This window comes from Clostridia bacterium, assembly GCA_019683875.1.
Lineage (GTDB): Bacteria > Bacillota > Sulfobacillia > RBS10-35 > Bu92 > Bu92.
Genome location: JADGHN010000030.1, coordinates 1 through 17,906 on the forward strand (window position 1 = coordinate 1; position 17,906 = coordinate 17,906).

Annotated in this window: 21 protein-coding genes; all 21 read right to left on the reverse strand. The window is 68.8% G+C overall.

All coding sequences use genetic code 11. The features are described from left to right. Positions 1 to 288, reverse strand: a 288-nt coding sequence (locus tag IRZ18_03920) for an ABC transporter permease (protein MBX5476254.1), incomplete at its 3' end; no start/stop codon positions are given. Beyond that, positions 285 to 1,319 carry an ABC transporter substrate-binding protein gene (locus IRZ18_03925; protein ID MBX5476255.1) on the reverse strand — a complete coding sequence of 345 codons (1,035 nt, stop codon included), beginning with the start codon at positions 1,317 to 1,319 and terminating at the stop codon, positions 285 to 287. The genes IRZ18_03920 and IRZ18_03925, both read right to left, overlap by 4 nt. A gap of 132 nt (positions 1,320 to 1,451) precedes the next feature. Continuing rightward, positions 1,452 to 1,922, reverse strand: coding sequence for a TFIIB-type zinc ribbon-containing protein (locus tag IRZ18_03930; GenBank protein MBX5476256.1), 471 nt, complete (start codon positions 1,920 to 1,922; stop codon positions 1,452 to 1,454). Positions 1,923 to 2,019: 97 nt separating this feature from the next. After that, on the reverse strand, positions 2,020 to 2,577 hold the full coding sequence (efp, locus tag IRZ18_03935; GenBank protein MBX5476257.1) for an elongation factor P: 558 nt from the start codon (positions 2,575 to 2,577) through the stop codon (positions 2,020 to 2,022). A gap of 93 nt (positions 2,578 to 2,670) precedes the next feature. Beyond that, positions 2,671 to 3,744 (reverse strand): aminopeptidase P family protein, encoded by a 1,074-nt coding sequence (locus tag IRZ18_03940; protein ID MBX5476258.1) that lies wholly within the window; start codon positions 3,742 to 3,744, stop codon positions 2,671 to 2,673. After that, on the reverse strand, positions 3,741 to 4,187 hold the full coding sequence (aroQ, locus tag IRZ18_03945) for a type II 3-dehydroquinate dehydratase (GenBank protein MBX5476259.1): 447 nt from the start codon (positions 4,185 to 4,187) through the stop codon (positions 3,741 to 3,743). The genes IRZ18_03940 and aroQ overlap by 4 nt, the downstream gene beginning before the upstream one ends. Further along, on the reverse strand, positions 4,187 to 4,711 hold the full coding sequence (locus IRZ18_03950) for an adenine phosphoribosyltransferase (GenBank protein ID MBX5476260.1): 525 nt from the start codon (positions 4,709 to 4,711) through the stop codon (positions 4,187 to 4,189). Before IRZ18_03950 ends, aroQ begins: the two co-directional genes overlap by 1 nt. Then, positions 4,705 to 5,973, reverse strand: a complete 1,269-nt coding sequence (locus tag IRZ18_03955; protein ID MBX5476261.1) for a serine hydroxymethyltransferase — start codon at positions 5,971 to 5,973, stop codon at positions 4,705 to 4,707. The genes IRZ18_03950 and IRZ18_03955 overlap by 7 nt, the downstream gene beginning before the upstream one ends. A 16-nt stretch (positions 5,974 to 5,989) precedes the next feature. Beyond that, positions 5,990 to 7,489, reverse strand: a complete 1,500-nt coding sequence (gene gcvPB / locus IRZ18_03960) for an aminomethyl-transferring glycine dehydrogenase subunit GcvPB (GenBank protein ID MBX5476262.1) — start codon at positions 7,487 to 7,489, stop codon at positions 5,990 to 5,992. Further along, complete coding sequence (gene gcvPA, locus IRZ18_03965) at positions 7,486 to 8,826, reverse strand: aminomethyl-transferring glycine dehydrogenase subunit GcvPA (protein ID MBX5476263.1); 1,341 nt, start codon at positions 8,824 to 8,826, stop codon at positions 7,486 to 7,488. Before gcvPA ends, gcvPB begins: the two co-directional genes overlap by 4 nt. 2 nt (positions 8,827 to 8,828) lie before the next feature. Further along, positions 8,829 to 9,206, reverse strand: a complete 378-nt coding sequence (gene gcvH / locus IRZ18_03970; GenBank protein ID MBX5476264.1) for a glycine cleavage system protein GcvH — start codon at positions 9,204 to 9,206, stop codon at positions 8,829 to 8,831. 92 nt (positions 9,207 to 9,298) lie between these two features. Further along, positions 9,299 to 10,426: a glycine cleavage system aminomethyltransferase GcvT gene (gcvT, locus tag IRZ18_03975; protein ID MBX5476265.1), complete on the reverse strand. Its 1,128-nt coding sequence runs from the start codon at positions 10,424 to 10,426 to the stop codon at positions 9,299 to 9,301. A 228-nt stretch (positions 10,427 to 10,654) separates the two neighbouring features. Further along, positions 10,655 to 11,137 (reverse strand): hypothetical protein, encoded by a 483-nt coding sequence (locus tag IRZ18_03980; GenBank protein ID MBX5476266.1) that lies wholly within the window; start codon positions 11,135 to 11,137, stop codon positions 10,655 to 10,657. Between the two features lie 30 nt (positions 11,138 to 11,167). After that, positions 11,168 to 11,545 (reverse strand): pilus assembly protein, encoded by a 378-nt coding sequence (locus IRZ18_03985; GenBank protein MBX5476267.1) that lies wholly within the window; start codon positions 11,543 to 11,545, stop codon positions 11,168 to 11,170. 32 nt (positions 11,546 to 11,577) lie between these two features. Then, entirely contained in the window at positions 11,578 to 11,748 is a 171-nt protein-coding gene (locus IRZ18_03990) for a Flp family type IVb pilin (GenBank protein MBX5476268.1), read from the reverse strand. Between the two features lie 192 nt (positions 11,749 to 11,940). Then, on the reverse strand, positions 11,941 to 12,822 hold the full coding sequence (locus tag IRZ18_03995; protein MBX5476269.1) for an FTR1 family protein: 882 nt from the start codon (positions 12,820 to 12,822) through the stop codon (positions 11,941 to 11,943). Between the two features lie 332 nt (positions 12,823 to 13,154). Then, on the reverse strand, positions 13,155 to 13,604 hold the full coding sequence (locus IRZ18_04000) for a hypothetical protein (GenBank protein MBX5476270.1): 450 nt from the start codon (positions 13,602 to 13,604) through the stop codon (positions 13,155 to 13,157). Further along, positions 13,501 to 13,953, reverse strand: a complete 453-nt coding sequence (locus IRZ18_04005; GenBank protein ID MBX5476271.1) for a GNAT family N-acetyltransferase — start codon at positions 13,951 to 13,953, stop codon at positions 13,501 to 13,503. Before IRZ18_04005 ends, IRZ18_04000 begins: the two co-directional genes overlap by 104 nt. 289 nt (positions 13,954 to 14,242) lie before the next feature. Continuing rightward, a complete protein-coding gene (locus IRZ18_04010; protein ID MBX5476272.1) occupies positions 14,243 to 15,205 on the reverse strand; it encodes an ABC transporter permease in 963 nt (320 codons plus the stop codon). Then, positions 15,175 to 16,224 carry an ABC transporter permease gene (locus tag IRZ18_04015; GenBank protein ID MBX5476273.1) on the reverse strand — a complete coding sequence of 350 codons (1,050 nt, stop codon included), beginning with the start codon at positions 16,222 to 16,224 and terminating at the stop codon, positions 15,175 to 15,177. Before IRZ18_04015 ends, IRZ18_04010 begins: the two co-directional genes overlap by 31 nt. Further along, positions 16,221 to 17,774, reverse strand: a complete 1,554-nt coding sequence (locus IRZ18_04020; GenBank protein ID MBX5476274.1) for an ABC transporter ATP-binding protein — start codon at positions 17,772 to 17,774, stop codon at positions 16,221 to 16,223. Before IRZ18_04020 ends, IRZ18_04015 begins: the two co-directional genes overlap by 4 nt. Positions 17,775 to 17,906 lie beyond the last annotated feature (132 nt).

The window sequence follows — 17,906 nt, forward strand, 5'->3', positions numbered from 1 at the left end:
GAGCGCCACCGTGAGCCACGCGCCGAACGCGCGCTCCAGGCTCGGCCTGAGCCCGAGCGCGATCCCGACCCCCACCCCGAGAAGCATGGCGAGCGCGAAACCGAGCGCCACTCGGGACAGCGTGATGCCGACATGCGGCCAGAACGCCGGGTCGCGAAGGTCTGACCACAGCGTGACGGCGGTGGCGCCGGGAGAGGCGACCACGCCTTGCGGGACGAGCCGCGCCAGCGCCGCCCAGACGGCGACGAGCAGCGCGAACGACAGGGCGGGCAGCGCGTGGCGCGTCATCGCGCGTAATCCGTCGCGATGGAGTCCTCCGGGAACTGTTCCGGCACCAGGCCGGGGCCGAACGTCGCGACGACTTCCTTCTCGTACGCCTTCTGCTGCTCGATCAGCTGCGGCGTCCAGTCGGTGAGGAAGGCGCCCTCCAACCGCTGGCGCAGCGTCTGCACGGCCTTGGGGTCCTCGACCTTGACCGTCGCCGCCACGGACGTCCAGCTGTCCGGGTGCGCCCGCAGGTAGTCAATGCTGTCACGGTACGCGGCGATGAACGCCCGGGCCGCGTCCGGGTGCTCCTTCAGGAACGGGTCCGTGGCGACCAACGCGAGGAGCAGCGCCTTCTCCCCCGTGCGCTCCTGCCACAGCTCGCCGATGTTGCCCAGGGAACGATACTTGCCCGTCGCCAGCAGGCTGGAGACGAACGGGTCGACGAGCAGCGCGGCGTCGACCTGGCCCTGCTGCAGCATGGCCGTCAGAAGCGGGGCTGCGACCGGCTGCAGGTTGCCGTCGGCCACCGGGTCGAAGCCGTAGAAGCGCTTCAGCTCCATGCGCAAAAGCGTCGTGACGCCGGACTGGGGGCCACCGAAGGACCCGATCTTCCGGCCCTTGAGATCCGCCCACGAGCGGATGGGCGAGTCGGCCGGCACGATGACGTCGTCGGAGTCGAAGCCGGAAATCGGCAGGATCGCGCGCCAATCCTTCCCCGCCGCGCGCGCGTTGACGGTTTCGTCAAAACTGTGGAACGCCAGGTCGACGGCGTGCGTGTCCAACGCCGTCGTGATCGCCGCGGGGTTGGCCACCGGCTTGACCTCCAGGCGGAGGCCGTGCTTTTCGGCGAACCCCTGATCCAGCATGACCTTCATCGGAAAATACTGTGAGCCCGTCAGCACCGCGACGCGGACCTCGGTCAGGGGTTTCTCTTCCGATGGCGCGCCCGTCTGGCCTGTGGCGGCCGGAGCCGCGCCGCACCCCGTGAGCACCGCGCCGAGGAGCAGAAGACTGACGGCGGCGAGACGACCCCGCCGGACTGGAATGCGCATGAAACCGTCCCCCCAAGATCAGCGGCTGGGTCGCCGCCCGCTGGCCTGCCGATCACGAGACGACCGACCGGTCAGTCATCTCCCACAAGAATATACCGGAGGGGACGCCCATTGGGAATGAGGGCCGGACACTCAGGTCGATGAGGTCGCGTTCCCCTTGGCATCGACGAGATTGCTGTCGTCGTCGCCGTACGCGAACTCTTCGCCGTAGTCATGGATCAGGTGGCCGCAGTTCGGGCAGATGAGCTCGATGTGCTCGTCGTCGTCGAACGCGTCGTCGCTGACCTGGATCACGGTACCGCACTCCGGACACTTGAATGACCACCACGCCACCGTCCTCGCGACCGCAGGGACGGAAGGGCCGCTCGAATCCAGCGGGACGACGCCGAGTCCTTCTTCCAGGTCGGAGAGATTTTCGTCCAGGTCGACGAGATAGTCCTCAAGGTCCTCCTGATGCGCTTCCACCGCGGCCAGGGTGTGCGCGATGTCGTCGAGCACGTCAAGAATGCCGGTCAGCACCTGTCCGTGGGCTCCCAGCGAATCGACGTCCAGCGTGCTGGCCAGCCCCTGCAGGAACGCCACGCGCTGTTTGATGTCGTCCATGGTCAACGCCTCCGCGGGCTAGTATGGCCGCGCGGCGGCCCTGGAAAACGAACGGCCGCCAGTGGCGGCCGTTGACGCGACCGGCGCCGGTGGCCGTTCAGGCCCGGCTGATGTACGCGCGCGTACGCGTGTCGACCTTGATGCGATCGCCGACCTCGATGAACAGCGGTACCTGGATGACCGCGCCGCCCTCCAGCTTGGCCGGCTTGCTGCCGCCGCTGGCCGTGTCGCCGCGCAGGCCAGGATCGGTCTCCACGACCTCCAGCTCGACGGTGGTGGGCAGCTCGACGTCGATCACGCGGCCCTGGTACGTGATCACCTTGACTTCCATGTTTTCCTTGAGGAACTGGATCTTGTCGCCGAGCTCGTCCACGCGGATCGGCAGTTGCTCGAACGTCTCGTTGTCCATGAACACGTATTCGTCGCCCGAGCTGTAGAGGTACTGCATGTCCCGCCGCTCGACCCTGGCGGGCGGCACCTTCTCGCCGGCATTGAACGTCTTGTCGATGATGACGCCGGTGGCCAGGTTCCGCAGTTTCGTGCGGACGAAGGCCTGGCCCTTGCCGGGCTTGACGTGCTGCGACTCCAGGATCAGGTACGCGTCCCCGTCGAGCTCGATCGTCATGCCCGACTTGAAATCGTTGGTGGAAATCACGAAACTCACCCCGTATTGCAGCGGATCGCACGGCTCTCCGGGGACATCCACGGCGGCCCGCCCGGCCGCCCGGTGCCACCCGCGAAGGCCAACCTATAGGATCATGAGATCTTTCCGGGTGAACGTCAACAATTCGTAGCCGGACGCCGTCACGACGACGCTGTCCTCGATGCGCACGCCTCCCCAGCCCTCAAGGTAGACGCCGGGCTCGATGGTGACGACCATGCCTTCCACGAGCACGTCGTCGGAACGCGGGTTGAGCGCGGGAGCCTCGTGAATGTCCAGGCCGACGCCGTGGCCGAGTCCGTGGCCGAACGCGTCGCCGTAGCCCGCGTCCGCGATGACGCTGCGCGCGGCGGCGTCCACGTCCGCGGCGCGCGCGCCGGCACGGACCGCCGCGAGGGCCGCCTCCTGCGCGCGCAGCACGAGGTCGTAGATCGCCCGCTGGCGCTCGTCGGCCTCGCCGACGACGACCGTCCGCGTCATGTCCGCGCAGTACCCCTGGTACCGCGCGCCGATGTCGAACGTGACGAAATCCCCGCGCTCGATGACCCGGTCGCTGGCCACGCCGTGCGGCATCGCGCTGCGCGGGCCGGACGCGACGATGAAGTCGAAGGCCGTGCCCTCGGCGCCGAGCCGCCTCATCTCGAACTCGAGCTGCACCGCCACCTCGCGCTCCTGGACGCCCGGGCGCACCTGCGGCAGCACGGCCTGCAACGCCTGGTCGGTGATCGCCATGGCGCGCCGGATGATCGCGAGCTCGCCCTCGTCCTTGACGAGCCGCGCGCGTTCCACCGCGCCCGTGACCGGAACGACCTCCACGCCCTCGGGCACACTTTCGGCGAGCTTCCGCCAGCGCGAGTACGTCACGTGCTCGGCCTCGAACCCCAGCTTGCGTGCGCCGGCCGCCTGGAGGACGTCCGCCACGCGCGACCACAGCTCGTCGCGCCTGTACATCTGGATCCGGGCGTCCGGCGACTGCTGGCGCGCCTGCTCCACGTAGCGGAAGTCGACGAGCAGGTGAAGGGTGTCCCCCGCGATGACCACGGTGCCTTCCGATCCGGTGAAGCCTGTCAAGTAGCGCCGGTTGGCGGCGCTCTGCACGACCAGCGCGTCAGCGCCCTGTTGCCGGGCGTGTTCCAGCGCCCGGCGCGCGCGTTCGTTCATGCCGTCTTCCCCCTTGCCAACCGCACGGCCGCCTCCAGCGCCAGCTCGTATCCGAGGGCGCCCAGGCCGACGATGCAGCCGCGCGCCGCCTCGGCGACGAGCGAACGCCGCCTGTACGGCTCTCGGGCGTGGATGTTCGAGAGGTGCACCTCGACGACCGGCAGCCCGATCGACGCGACCGCATCCCGCAGCGCCACGCTCGTGTGCGCGTAGCCGCCCGGGTTCAGCACGACGGCGTCGAACGCGCCCGCGGCCGCGTGCAGGCGGTCGATGAGCTCGCCCTCGTGGTTCGTCTGGTGGAACGCGATCCCGCAGCCGAGGGACGACGCCCGCTCGCGGAGACGGCCCTCGATGTCCGCGAGCGTGTCGCGGCCGTACACCTCCGGCTCCCGCCGTCCCAACAGGTTCAGGTTGGGACCGTTCAACACCAGCACTCGGACCATCACAGCACCACCAGGCTCTCCACCGGGTAGCCGCGCAGGCGTTCCCGCCCTCCCAGCGAGCCGAGCTCCACCACGTACGCGAACGCCGCGACCTCGCCGCCGAGCTGCTCGATGAGGCGCGCGCAGGCGAGGCTCGTGCCGCCCGTGGCGAGAAGGTCGTCGACGACCAGCACCCGCTGTCCCGGCGCGACCGCGTCCCGGTGGATCTGAAGGCGCCCGATGCCGTATTCGAGCTCGTACTCCACCTCGACGGTGTCCGCCGGAAGCTTGCCGGGCTTCCTCAACGGAACGAAACCCTTGCCGTACTCAAGGGCGAGCGGCGCCGCGAAGATGAAGCCCCGCGCCTCCACGGCCGCCACCAGATCGAAGTCGTAGCCCCGGACCCGCTCGCACAGCTGGGCCTGCGCTTCGGCGAACGCCGACGGATCCTTCCACAGGGGCGTCAGATCGCGAAAGAGCACGCCCTTCACAGGGTAGTCAGGGATCGTGCGAATGCGTTCGACCCACGAAGGTGCGTTCACCAAGCGCTCCGCCTCCGGCTGTACAGGGGGAAGGCCGCGCACAGGTCGCGCACCTGACGGCGCACGCGATCCTGCACGCCCGGGTCCCCCTTCGAATGCAGGACGTCCGCGATCCATCGCCCGATGGCCCGCATCTCCTCCGCCCCCATGCCGCGCGTCGTCACGGCCGGCGTGCCGATGCGGATGCCGCTCGTCACGGTGGGCTTCTTGTCGTCGAACGGGATCGTGTTCTTGTTCACGGTGATGCCGACGGCGTCCAGCCAGGCCTCCGCATCCTTGCCCGTGATGCCCAGCGGGCGCAGGTCGACGAGCAGGAGGTGCGTGTCGGTGCCCCCCGAGACGAGGCGCAGCCCGGCTTCCTCCAGCGTCCGGCCCAGCTCCTGCGCGTTCGCGACCACGCGCCGCTGATAGGCTTGGAACGCCGGTCTGGAGGCTTCCAGGAAACAGACCGCCTTGGCGGCGATGACGTGCTCCAGCGGGCCGCCCTGAATGCCGGGGAACACGGCGCGGTCGATCTCCTTCTGCCAGCGCGCGGACGTCAGCACGAACCCGCCTCGCGGCCCGCGCAGGGTCTTGTGCGTCGTCGAGGTCACGAAGTCCGCGTGAGGCACGGGGCTCGGGTGGAGTCCGGCGGCGACGAGCCCCGCGATGTGCGCCATGTCGACCATCAGCACGGCTTCATGCTCGCGCGCGATGGCGGCGAGCCGGGCGAAGTCGATCGTCCGGGGGTAGGCGCTGGCGCCCGCCACGATCATCTTCGGCCGGTGCTCCGCGGCGAGGCGCGCGACCTCGTCGTAGTCGATGCGCTCCGTTTCCCGGTCGACGCCGTACGGCACGATTTTGTACAGCTGGCCGGAGAAGTTGACCGGGCTGCCGTGCGTGAGGTGGCCTCCGTGGGACAGGTTCATGCCCAGGATGGTGTCCCCGGGCTGCAGGACGGCGGCGTACGCGGCCATGTTGGCCTGCGCGCCCGAGTGCGGCTGCACGTTGGCGTGCTCGGCGTTGAAGAGCCGCTTCGCGCGGCTGCGCGCGATCTCCTCGATCTCGTCGACGAACGCGCACCCGCCGTAGTACCGCCTTCCGGGGTACCCCTCCGCGTACTTGTTCGTGAGGACGGAGCCGAGCGCGTCGAGCACGGCGCGGCTCACGAAATTCTCGGACGCGATGAGCTCCAGGTGCGATTCCTGCCGGGCGGCTTCCGCGTCGATCAGGCGCGCGATCTCCGGGTCGATCGCGCGCAGGTCTGGCATGTCGAAGGCGGGCATGCGGTCCGCTCCTCTCTTACGGACGGTCGATGCGGACGACGGGACGGCGCGCGGCGCCGGCTTCGTCCAGGCGGCGGACCGGCGTCCGCGTGGGCGCCTGGCGGAGCGTCTCGGGGTTCTCCTCGGCTTCGGCGACGATCGCCTTCAGCGCCCGGGCGAAGTCGTCCAGCGTCTCCTTCGTCTCGGTCTCGGTCGGCTCGATCATCATGGCCTCGTCGACGATGAGCGGGAAGTACACGGTCGGCGAGTGGTATCCATAGTCGAGCAGCCGCTTGGCGATGTCCAGCGCCCGCACGCCCGTGCGCTGCTTGACGGGCGTCGCCGAGACGACGAACTCGTGCATGCAGAGCCGGTCGAACGGCACCGCGAAGTCCTCGCGCAGGAGGTGCAGGAGGTAGTTCGCGTTCAGCACCGCGTCCTCGCTGACGCGGCGCAGCCCCTCGGCGCCGAGCGCGCGGATGTACGTGTAGGCGCGGACGAGCACGCCGAAGTTGCCGTACGAGGAGCGCAGCCGGCCGATCGACTGCGGACGGTCGTAGTCGAGCGTGAAGCGGTCGCCCTTGCGCTCCACGAGCGGCACCGGCAGGAAGGGCACGAGCGCCTCCTTCACGCCCACGGGGCCCGAGCCGGGCCCGCCCATGCCGTGCGGCGTGGAGAACGTCTTGTGCAGGTTGAAGTGGACGACGTCGAAACCCATGTCGCCCGGACGCGACACGCCCATAATGGCGTTGGCGTTCGCGCCGTCGTAGTAGAGCAGCCCCCCGACGGCGTGGACGCGTTTCGCGATCTCGACGATGTTCTCGTCGAACAGGCCGAGCGTGTTCGGGTTCGTCAGCATGAGGGCCGCCACGTCCCCGTCGAGGTGACGGGACAGGTCATCCAGGTCCACCCCGCCGCGGGCGTCCGACGCGACCTCGACGACGTCGAAGCCGATCATCGCGGCCGTCGCCGGATTCGTTCCGTGCGCCGAGTCCGGCACGAGCACCTTGCGCCGGCGCTCGCCCCGGGACTCGTGATATGCCCGGATGATCAGCATCCCGCACAGCTCGCCCTGCGCGCCGGCGGCCGGCTGCAGGCTGACGCGTGCCATGCCGGCGATCTCGGCGAGGTACTGCTCCAGCTCCCACATGAGCTGGAGCGCACCCTGCGCGGCCTCCTCCGGAACGGCCGGATGGAGGTGCGCGAACCCCGGCAGGCCCGCCATCTCCTCATTGATGCGCGGGTTGTACTTCATCGTGCAGGAGCCGAGCGGGTAAAACCCCGTGTCCACGGCGTAGTTCAACTGCGACAGCCGCGTGTAGTGGCGCACGACCTGGTGCTCGCTCACTTCCGGCAGGAGCGGAGGATCCTTGCGCAGCGGCGCCCCCTCCGCGAGCGCCTCCAGCGGCCGCACGGGCACGTCCGGACGCGGCGGGCGCACGCCCCGCCGGCCGGGGCGGCTGCGGTCGTAGATCGTCGGCTCGGGCAGGCCCACCAGCCCCCGCGCTCCGGTGAGCCGGTCCTGACCTTCGCTCATCGAATCGCCTCCTCCACCAAGCCGGCCAGCGCGTCGATCTCCTCGCGCGTGCGCTGCTCCGTCACGGCGACGAGCAGGTGCCGGTCCAGGTTCGGGTACTCGCGGCTCACCCGGCGGCCGGCGAGGATGCCCCGCTGCAGCCCGAGGCGGATCACGTCCTCCGGCGGGCAGGGCAATTCCACGAGGAATTCCTTGAAGAACGGCGCGCGGAAGGCGAGCCGGGCGCCCGCCGCTTCCAGGCGCTCCGCGGCGTAGTGGGCGTTCTGCAGGCACGCCTCCGCCACCTCGCGCAGCCCCTGCGGGCCGAGCAGCGAGAGGTAGATCGTCGCCGCCAGCGCGTTCAGCGCGTTGTTCGTGCAGATGTTCGAGGTCGCCCGGGCGCGGCGAATGTGCTGCTCCCGCGTCTGCAACGTCAGCACGCAGCCCGGCGTGCCGTCCCGGTCCACGGTGCGCCCCGCGATGCGTCCCGGCATGCGGCGGAGGAAGGCCTCGCGGGCGGCGAAGAAGCCGAACGAGGGTCCGCCGAAGTTCATCGGGTTGCCCAGCGCCTGGCCATCGCCGACGACGATGTCGGCCCCCAGCGCGCCGGGGCTCTCGAACAAGCCCAGGGCGATCGGGTCGCAGTAGGCGATGACGAGCACCCCCCGCTCGTGCGCGACGCGCACCAGGCCGGCCAGGTCCTCGACGACGCCGAAGAAGTTCGGGTAGCCGACGATCACCGCCGCGTGCCGGTCCGTGAGCGCCTCAGCGAGTCGCTGCGGGGCGAGGAGCCCCTCCGCGACGTCGATCTCATCCAGGCCATACCCCCGCCCGGAGAGGTAGGTGCGCACGGTCTCGCGCACGTCCGGCGAGACGGTGCGCGGCACGAGGAGCCGGTCGCGGCCGGACACGTCCACGGCCATCAGCGCGGCCTCCGCCGCGGCCGACGCGCCGTCGTACATGGAGGCGTTCGCCACGTCCATGCCCGTCAGGGCGCAGATCATCGTCTGGAACTCCAGGATGGACTGCAGCGTGCCCTGGCTCACCTCAGGCTGGTACGGCGTGTAGGCGGTCAGGAACTCGCCCCTGGACAGGAGCGGCGGGATCGCGGCGGGGATGTAGTGATCGTACACGCCGCCGCCGATGAAGCAGACGTATCGGTCGGCGGACGCGTTGCGACGGGCCAGCCCGCCCAGAAGGCGGCGCAGTCCCGCCTCGCTCTCGCCCTCAGGGATCCGCAGCGGCCGCCGGAGGCGCACTTCCTCGGGGATGTCGCGGAACAGCTCCTCGACCGAAGACAGGCCGAGGGCGGCCAACATCGCCTGACGGTCTTCGTCCGTGTGCGGAGCGTACACCATCGTCACTGCACCCTGGCTGCGTACGCGGAGGCATCGAGCAGGTCGTCGAGCTCGGTCGGATCGTCCATCCGGATCTCGATCATCCAACCGTCCCCGTACGGGTCTTCGTTCACCTTCTCCGGGTGGTCGGCCAGCGCTCGGTTCACGTTGACCACCTCTCCGGACACCGGAGCGAAGAGGTCGGACACGCTCTTGACGCTCTCCACGACGCCGAACGCGGCGCCCTTCTTGACACGGGCGCCCACTTCCGGCAGCTCCACGAAGACGACGTCACCGAGCTCGCTCTGGGCGTATTCGGTGATGCCCACGACGGCGACCTCGTCCCGGACGCGGACCCACTCGTGTTCGGTGGTGTACTTCAGGTCAAGCGGAAACTCCAACGGCCATGCCTCCGTTCCTGCGTTTCTCCGAAAAGTCCCTGCGTTTGCGCGGTCGCAGCCCGACGCCGCCACGCGTTCGCAGGCCGCACCGCTCAGTTCGTGCCCGGCGACCGCGCGGCGCGCCGGTAGAACGGGAGCCGGACAACCTCCGCGGGCACCTTGCGGCCGCGGATCTCCACGGCCATGCGTTCGCCGGCGACGGCGCCGCCTCCTACCAGCGCCAGGGCGATCGGCTGGCCGAGGAAGGGCGCGAACGTGCCGCTCGTCACGTGGCCGCAGGGCGTCTCCGCCGGCGCCCCGTCCTGTTCCCGGAAGACCGGGTAGCCGGCGCGCGGGATGCCGCGCTCAAGGAGGCGCAATCCGACCAGCCTCCTACGCGGCCCGGCCGCGCGCACGGCGGCGAGGGCTTCGCGGCCGATGAAGGGGCCCTTGTCGAGCTTGACGAACGGGCCGAGACGCGCCTCCAACGGATTGATGGACTCGGTCAACTCGTGCCCGTAGAGCGGCAGCGCCGCCTCGAGGCGCAGCGTGTCCCGCGCGCCGAGGCCGCACGTTCGCCCGCCCAGATCCTGCACGCGGGATACGATGGACGTCCACACGTGGACGGCATTCTGGGCGGGGACGTAGCACTCGAACCCGTCCTCGCCCGTGTAGCCCGTTCGGGCGACGATCGCTCCGGGCGCGCCGGCGACGGCGACATCCACGGCGCAGCGGTAGTACGCAAGGGTGTCGAGGTCGATGTCGACGAGGTCCTGCAGGGCGGCCGCCGCCTTGGGACCCTGCACCGCGAAGAGCGCCCAGCGTTCGGTCTCGTCGGCCAGTTCGAGGTCATCGCCCTCGTGCGCGCGGAACCACGCGAGGTCGCGCTCCGTATTGGCGGCGTTGACCACCGCGAGGTAATCGTCCTCGCCGAGACGGTAGATCAACAGGTCGTCGAGCGTGCCGCCGTCCTCGCGGCACATCGGGGTGTAGAGCGCCTGGCCTGGTACCAGTCGCGCCACGTCATTCGTGACCAGGTTCTGCAGAAACGCCAGCGCGCCGCGCCCGCGCACGCGGATCTCGCCCATGTGGGAGACATCGAAGACGCCGACGGCGTTGCGCACGGCATTGTGCTCCTCGACGACGCCCGTGTATTGCACGGGCATCTCCCACCCGGCGAACTCGACCATGCGGGCGCCGTTCTCCACGTGCCAATCGTACAAAGGGGTGCGTCGCAACACGCCGCCCCGGCCTCCCCTCGCGTGCCCCTACGGGCAAACCCTACTGATTGTAACAAGACGGAAGGCGAGGACCATGCCGGTCCTCGCCTCTGGCCGAGACGCCTGCCGCTCCGTATCCCACTCCGGCCAGTTTGCCGCGCTCGGCGAAATTCCCACCCTTGACAGGCCTTCGGTGGGACGTCCGCTCGGCCTGCTGCTGTCTATTCGCCCCCCCTTCGCGAATGCCTGCTACGGATGCGCCAAAACGCTCGCGTCCGCGGCGGCGGAAACGGTGATCGACGGCAGTATGGGTCTTAGAAACAATGTCGGTATCTCGCCCGAAACGCGCACCGCGACCGTCGGATCGGCGAGTTCTCGACCGGACCAGGGGTGCCGCAGCGGAGCCGACGGCGATGCGTTGAGAACGCGCACGTCGACCCGGTAGCGCCCGGTCAACCGCGGATCGCTTGACAGATTGGCGTTCACGTACGCGCGGGCGTCCTGCTCGGCCTGGGCCGTGACCAACCAGCGTTCCCCGTGCGCGAGCCGTACCAAGTCGATGTCCTGCGCCGCCGCGAGCGCAGCAAGATCACAGGCCTGCCGGAACTGGAGCTGCGCCCAGAGCGCGAGACCGATATCCGCGACGGAGCCGAGCAACGTCAGGGCGAGCGGAACCATCAAGACCCATGCCACCACTGCTTGACCGGCATGACGGCGTCGATCGGGCGACATCGACATCACCTCCTCTCGGTCTGCACCGACTCACGACCCGGGGGTCGCGAGCTTTTCGCTGCGCGACGTGGCCTGCGCCCTCAGGCTCAGCTCCTCGATCCCCAAGGCCCTCGCGACGGGCGTTCGCAGCGTGTAGCGGGCCGACAGCTCCACGGTCACGGGGGTGCCGTAGATGGCCTGGTGCGGCGTGATGCGCACGGCGACGTCACCGGGTTCGACGCCGAATCCGCGAAGGTCATGCGCGATCGTGTCGAAGACGTGGTCCGTCGCTCCACCTTCCACGGCCGCGAGGCGGGCGCCCGACCGGGCCGCCGCAGCCAGGGCCAGCTGCTCGTCCAAGGCCAGGCCGAACTCCAGCATCGCGAAGAAGACCGTCAGCATGAAGCCGAAGACCAGGGTGAACTCCACGGCCGCGCTGCCTGCCTCCGATCCTCCGCACCTCACCGGCCCGCCTGATTCAACTGGTCGACGATGTCGAGCAGCCGGCTGTTCAGGGCTCCGCCGAGCGTCGACAACGCGCCGATGAGGACGATTACGACGAGCGCGAGAACAAGGCTGTACTCGGATAACCTGAGACCAATGGCGTTGAGACGACAGTGATTCGAAGGCAACTCATTCGAGAACAAGGCCCCCTGAGGCCAGCACCCTCCGGCCCACTCGAAGAGCGACCTACCAATGAAAAAAGGCGGCGAGAGCCGCCTCTTTCCCCTTGGACCTCGTGCCCTTCGCTGGCGTTGCCACGCGCACTCGTATCGACGACGCCACGCAGCCGCTCGCGTGGTTAGGTCCAGCTCGCTGCGGCTCTAGGCGTCCGCGCCACGAACGGCCTGCCGCTTCCTGAACTCCGTAATCACGAATGACCCAATGACGAACAACGCCGCCAGTGCTTGTGTTGTGAGGCTCTCGGCTGTGGGGAAGATGGCGAGCCAGACTCCGAGCCACGCCGGAATGGGGATCGAGAGATCCGTCGATGGGACCCAACCGGCCAGCTGCATCTCCTGGACACTCTCCCCGACCATAACGAGCAACACCACTCCGAGCATGATCCCGGTGAAGACCAGCATGCTCTGGTACGGAAGCCGCCTGTGCGCGACAAAGGTGAGGACGGCGACGATGGCCGTCAAGGCCAACCCGATCAGCGTGCCATACAGCACCGCCTCAATCCCAACGCGCAGACGCACACTTTGCAGGAACAACACGATCTCGAAGCCCTCTCGGTATACCGCGGAGAAACCGAGAAGCGCCAGTCCCTTGAAGGCCAACCCCACATTACCGCCCGCCGCCTGCACGACCTCACGTTGCTTGCGGCCGTGATAGGACATCCACCCTGTGAAGTACACCCGGTGGAAGAACCAATTCATCACGATGAGCAGCACGACGATGGCCAGGAGTCCGGTCGCCGCCTGAATGTCGAGTTCGGGTGCGTGGATTCCCGAAATGATGGCCACGACGATGAGCCACGTGACGAGAGTCGCCGCAAACGCCAGCCCTGCCCCGAAGCCGACCGGGCGCCAAAACTCGGGGCGCCTCCGCACGAGACTGGCCGTAATGGCCGCCAGGACCAAGATCGCCTCCAAGCCCTCGCGAAATACAAGGATGCCGGTGTCGAGGATGGCTGCGAACGGGCTCAGTGACGGGTCGGTGGGATCAGGGTTCCCCCCTGCGGTGACGGCCTGCCAGAGGATGGCGGCGAGCACGACGGAGAACCCCAGAAGCAGGCTTATGGACAGGGCAACCGCGACGCGACGCTTCAGCAACAACGACACCCTTCCCAATTCCGAGTTCCCGACTCGGAGTTCGAGGTTAGGGTATCCAAACCGATGGAGTTAGTCAATACTCACTCCGACCCGGAAACATCCCGTCCACTGCACGAAGCGGAACCCGCCCGTAGATTGGCATAGCCCGCACGGAACCACCCATGTACCGCCCCCATCTTGCTCAACAAGATCGTCAGAGCGCACGGCGGCTCGTTCCAGTGGGGAGGGTCCTGACTCCCGTGTGCTTGGGCGCGGATGCCCTATGGCCTCCGATCCGACACGCCGAGAGCCGTGACGATGCGACGGATCGCCTCGATCTCCAAGGGGCGGTGTTCCCAGAAATGCGACTGCAGGCCGGAGTCTCGCCACCACGCCACCGTTTCGGGCAGCCATCGTTCGGCCGGCGTCGGACGGAAGTCCAAGATGGCCTGCGCCTTTCGAATGTCCAGCAGCGGCCGCATGGGCAGCGGCAACTTGTATTCGAAACCCGCGATCCTCCGGATCTCGTCCAGCGGAAGCTGCACAATCAGCGGCGCCGGACGGCCCAAAGCCTGTGCAAGCAGGCCAAGCCACTCCGTCAACGTGAAGATCTCGGGCCCGGCGATGTTAAAGACTTGCCCGTACGCGGCCGGATTGCCGACGACCGCGGCGGCCGCGTCGTCGCGCCAGAGGGGCTGGAACGGTTCGGTCACGTCGCTGGGAATCAGCACGCCGCCGCCACGCCTCCACACAGATCCCTGGGGGGAGGCGGAGAAACGCCTCGTCCACCAGCGCGCGGCCGACACCCTTCGTTCGCCAGTCTCGACCCACAAGGATGGACGCCTCGTAATGGGCATCCCCGTCCGCGAAGAAACGCGACACCCCGATATATCCGACGGCGGTCCCGTCCAGCGTCTCGGCCATGAGGGCGACGACCACATCGGGCCCGAACAGGCGCTGCCGCGCGGCCTCGACCGTGTGGATCTGCCCGATCGGGATCGTGGCGGCCCACGGCTGCTCCGACGCGAACTCCCGCGAGAGGCCGACCAGCTGGAGCGCATGGCGATCCTCGGCCGGCACGACGCGGACGAAGTCGGATCGTTCAAGCATCATGAGGCGCACCGGCTCGACTTGGCACGGACCTCTTCGAGCGTCACGTTGCGCCAGTGGTTCCACACGTCGACGAGGAGCGGCGTGTTCAACCAGCGGTGCATCAACGGCAGATCCTCAAGTTCAAGCCGTCGGAAGGCGATCTCGATGCGCGCAGCCCCCCGCTTCGTTCTGCACCAGCAAGCGCCGCGGCCCGTGATCCGATCGACGAGGATCCAGCCCGACCCTCCTCAGTGGTGCGGGCACCGCACCCCCGCCCTCAGTGGTGCGGGTCGTATGGGATGCCGTCGGCCGCCGGCGGCGTCGTGCGCCGGACGATGCCCGCCAGCGCGAGGATCGTCAGCGCGTACGGGATCATGAGCACGAAGTCCTTCGAGATGTGCCAGGCCTCCACGCCCTGGAGGTTGAACGCCAGGGCGTTCGCCAGCCCGAAGAGCGCCGCGGCGAGGAACGCCCCGACCGGCTTCCAGTTGCCGAAGATCATCGCGGCGAGCGCGATGTAGCCGCGCCCGTTCGTCATATTGACATTGAACGCGTTCAGGATGCCGATCGAGATGTAGGCGCCCGCCATGCCCGAAAGCGCCCCCGAGATCAGCACCCCCAGGAAGCGCAACCGGTTGACGTCGATGCCGGCCGTGTCGGCCGCTTGGGGGTGTTCCCCCACGGCCCTCATGCGCAAGCCCAGCGGCGTTCGGAAGAGGAAGTAGTGCGAGACCGGCACGAGGAGCAGCATGACGTACACCAGCACGTTCTGATGCCCCAGCACCGGGCCGATGCCCGGGATGGACGCGAGCCCCGGGATGGTGACGTTCGGCAGCCGCGGCGTGTCCGGCGGGGTGCCGGTGAAGCCGTAGATGGCGTTCAAAAGGTAGCCGGTGAGGCCGGCCGCCAGCACGTTGATCGCCATGCCGACGACGACCTGGTCCGCCTTGAAGCGGATGGTGCCCCAGGCGAAGAGCACCGCCATCGCCATGCCCGAAAGGATCGCCGCCAGAAGGCCGAGCGCTGCGCTGTGCAGCGTCGCCGAGACGAGGACGGCGATGAACGCGCCGGTCAGCATCATGCCTTCCATGGCGATGTTCACGACGCCCGTGCGCTCGCTGAACGTGCCTCCCAACGCCGCGAGCGCCAGCGGGGTGGCGGACGAGAGCGCGGTGATCCAGAGCTGCGCGTTGATCACGTCGGACCAGTTCACGCTTGCGCGGCCTCCTTCCGGGTCCATCGCAGGACGCTGCGGATGATGCCGTCGACGGCGACGAAGAAGATGATCATGCCCTGCACGACGTCCACGAGGTGCGCCGGCACGCCGGCCTGCATCTGCATCGCCGAGGCGCCGGCGTTCAGGGCGCCGAACAGCACGGCGGCCGCGAGCACGCCCCACGGGTTGTTCTTGCCGAGAAGCGCGACCACGATCGCCGTGTAGCCGTAACCCGCGTTGAAGGCGTCGAACAGGCGGTGGTTGACGCCGAGCGTCTGCACGGCGCCCGCCAATCCGGCCAGCGCCCCGCTCACGAACATGGCGAGCACGATGATGCGCGCCACGTGCATGCCCGCGTAGCGCGCGGCGCGGCCGTTGAGGCCGGCCGCCCGCACCTCGAAGCCGAACGTGGTGCGGTACAGCACGTACCAGACGACCGCGGCGGTCAGAACGGCCAAGACCAGGCCCCAGCTGAGCTGCGTGCCCGGGATGAGGGCGGGCAACGTCGCCGTCGGCAGCACGGCGGGCGATTGCGGCGTGTAGCCGGGCGCCATCATCGGCCCGCCTTCGATGAGGTAGCGCGCGAGGTTGATGGCGATGTACGACATCATCATCGTCGTGATCACTTCGTGGGCGCCCGTCCAGGCCTTGAGCACGCCCGGGATGAGCGCCGCCCAAAGAGCCCCGGCGAGCACGCCGGCCAGGAGGGCCAGTGGAAGGTGGACGTAAACCGGCAGGCCGTGCACGGCGTACCCCACCCATGCGGACGCGATGGAACCAACCCAATATTGGCCTTCCGCGCCGATGTTGAAGAGGCCCGCGCGGAACGTGAAGGCGACGCCCAGGCCGGCGAGCATCAACGGCACGGCGACCGTCAGGGTGTTCGCCAGGTTGAAGACGTTGCCGAAAGCCCCGTGCAGGAGCGCGACGTACGCTGCCAAAGGATCGTGGCCGCTGACGACGACGATGATGCCCCCGACGACGAACGAGAGCAGAACCGACAGCACCGGGACGACGAGGGCCATCGCGCGATCGGAGCTCATGCCCGCACCTCCTCCGCGCCAGCGGTCGCCGCGCCTTGGGCCGTGCGCGCGGCGCCCGTCATCAGGAGGCCGACCGACTCGCGCGTCGCCTCGTCGGCGTCGAGAACGGCGACCAGGCGGCCGTTGTACATCACGCCGATCCGGTCGGAAAGCGACAGGATCTCGTCCAGCTCCAGGGAGGAGAGCAGCACGGCCGCGCCGGCGTCTCGCAGCGCCAGCAGGCGCCGGTGCACGAACTCGATGGCGCCGACGTCCAGACCGCGCGTCGGCTGGGCGGCGATGAGCAGCCGCGGGTTCGAAGAGACCTCGCGGCCCAGGATGACCTTCTGCTGGTTGCCGCCGGAGAGCGTCCGCGCGAATGCCGCCGGATTCGCCGGGCGCACGTCATACTCCGAGACGAGAGAGCGCGCGCGTTCCGCGAGGCGTTTCGCGTCGATGAGGCCCCGCCGCGCCATGGGCGCACGATAATAGTCCTTCAGCGCGAAGTTCTCCGCCACGGTGAGGCCGAGGACGAGCCCCTCCGCCTGCCGGTCCGGCGGGATGTACGCCACGCCCATCTCGAACAGGCGGCGCGGGGACCGTCCGGTCACGTCCTCACCGGCCAGGCGCACCGTGCCGCCGTCCGGCTTCAGCAGGCCGGCGACGATCTCGACCAGTTCCTGCTGTCCGTTCCCCTCCACGCCGGCGAGGCCGAAGATCTCGCCCGCCCGCACCTCGAACGAGACGTCCGACAGCGCCACGCGCCCGCCTCGCGCCGAACGGCTGACCCCCTCGACCGTGAGCACCGCCTCGCCGGGACGGTGCTCGCCGCGCTCGACGCGCAGCAGCACGGACCGGCCGACCATCAGTTCCGCCAACTGCTGGGGCGACGTCTCCGAAGCCGGCAGCGTCGCCACCCGCTTGCCCTGGCGCATGACGCTGACGCGGTCAGCCACCTCCATGACCTCGTCGAGCTTGTGCGAGATGAAGAAGATCGACACGCCCGAACGGGCGAGGTCGCGCATGATGCGGAACAACTCCCGCGACTCCTGCGGGGTGAGCATGGCGGTCGGCTCGTCGAGAATCAGAATGTTCGCGCCGCGGTAGAATGCCTTCAAAATTTCCACGCGCTGCTGCAGCCCGACGCTGAGCTCGCCCACAAGCCGGTCCGGATCGATGTCCAGGCCGTAGCGCGCCGAAAGCTCGCGGACTTCCTCCCGCGCCCTGCGGATATCCAGCGAGAAGCCCCGCGCGGGCTCCTTGCCGAGCACGATGTTCTCGGCGACCGTCATCACGGGGATCAGCATGAAGTGCTGGTGGACCATGCCGATGCCGGCGGCGATGGCCTCCCGCGGTCCGGCGAAACGGACCGGTCGCCCCTCCAGCACGATCGAACCCTCGTCCGGAGCGTAAAGCCCCGACACGATCTTCATGATCGTCGACTTGCCCGCGCCGTTCTCGCCGAGGACGGCATGGATCTCGCCGCGGCGCAGGTCGAGGTCCACGCCATCATTTGCGACGACGCCGGGGAACCGCTTCGTGATGCCCCTCAGTTCCAGGACGACGTCCATTGGACACCCCCGAAATCATTGGTCGCGGTGGCGCATGCTGCCTTCCTCGCGCAGGAACAGCAGCGGGGGGGGCCCCCCGCCCCCCCCCGAGGCGCCCCCCCCCCCCCAAAAAAAATCCCCCGGGGCCCCAAA